The organism is Acidiplasma aeolicum (assembly GCF_001402945.1).
GTDB classification, from domain to species: Archaea; Thermoplasmatota; Thermoplasmata; order Thermoplasmatales; family Thermoplasmataceae; genus Acidiplasma; species Acidiplasma aeolicum.
The window spans coordinates 1-1266 of record NZ_LKBG01000137.1 but is presented as its reverse complement, the minus strand read 5'-3'; the positions used below and the strand labels follow the sequence as shown (position 1 = coordinate 1266).

General features: G+C 32.5%; 1 protein-coding gene. It reads left to right on the top strand.

The window, feature by feature from the left end:
* The first annotated feature begins 84 nt into the window (after nt 1–84).
* Nucleotides 85–1188 carry a cupin domain-containing protein gene (locus tag AOG54_RS03675; protein WP_048101198.1) on the top strand — a complete coding sequence of 368 codons (1104 nt, stop codon included), beginning with the start codon at nt 85–87 and terminating at the stop codon, nt 1186–1188.
* Nucleotides 1189–1266 lie beyond the last annotated feature (78 nt).

The following is a 1266-nucleotide window of genomic DNA, read 5'->3' as shown; positions in this document are numbered from 1 at the left end:
TATAAAGAAATTGTGAAAACATCATATAAAAGCTATAAATAAATCATAGATAAAATTAAATAAAATTATGTATTAATAATTATCATGGAGTCAGAAGTTGATAAAAGAAAAAAGCTATTTCATGAACTTTTGGATAATAATTTAACAACGTTTTTAATAACGTTTCACCCAAAATATGCACAGAATTTTGGTCTGGTTGATAAGCCAGTATTTACAGACGTTCCAACCCCAATAACAGAACCATTTAAATGGGAATACACTAATATGAAAAAATTGCTATACAAGCTGGGTGATATTTTATCTACAGATGAGGCAGAGAGAAGGCAGGTCCAGCTTGTTAATCCAAGCCTTAAAAAGTTTCCATATTTAGGCGCAATTGCCATATCACCAACAATATTTGCAGCAATACAGCTGGTTAAAAAAGGAGAGGTTGCACCAAGCCATCATCACTCTCCCAACGCATTTAGATTTATTTTAGAGGCTCCAGAGGATGGTGCGTATACAGTGGTTAACGGCAAAAGACTTATCATGCACCGTGGTGATCTTGTACTAACCCCCAGTTATGCATGGCATGATCACAGAAATGAAGGCAATGGAGATGTTATATGGCTTGATGGTCTGGATGCACCGCTTGTGTGGTATCTAGGTGCAATATTTTTTGAGGATTATTTTAAAAAATATAAAAGATCACTCCAGGAAATTACAGAAACTGAAAAGGAAAATGTGTTGAAGTATGGTAATGGAATGTTACCGGAATTTGAAAGAGAGGATTCATATGATCCCCTATATATTTATCCGTACAGCAGGGCAAGGGAAACTTTATTTAGGATCAAAGAAAATTCAAATGAAATGCCAGCTGAGGGGTATGTTATGAGGTACATTAATCCTAACAATGGAAAGGACATATTTCAAACAATGGCATCCAAAATAAGACTCATAAGCCCTAAAAGTAAAACTAAGAAAATTCGAAAAACAGAACATATAATATTCATGCCTGTTGAGGGTGAATGTACTTTAAAACTAGACAATATAGAATACAATCTTAAGGAAAATGACATAGCAATAGTACCCCCATGGGAGGCGTATGAAATAGTAAATAACAATGATAAAGATTGCATTTTATTCTCATATTCAGATGAACCAATTTTCAAGTCATTTGGTCTGTTTAGATCAGAAATTAATGAATAGATTTTAATTTTAATTTTCCCCTGATAAAAAACTTAAAAAACTTTTAAAAATAAACTTAATATTTTATATTATAGGTTA

Excerpts from the sequence above, each read along its gene's own strand:
- AOG54_RS03675 (WP_048101198.1), top strand. The coding sequence starts at position 85 with ATGGAGTCAGAAGTTGATAAAAGAAAAAAGCTATTTCATGAACTTTTG.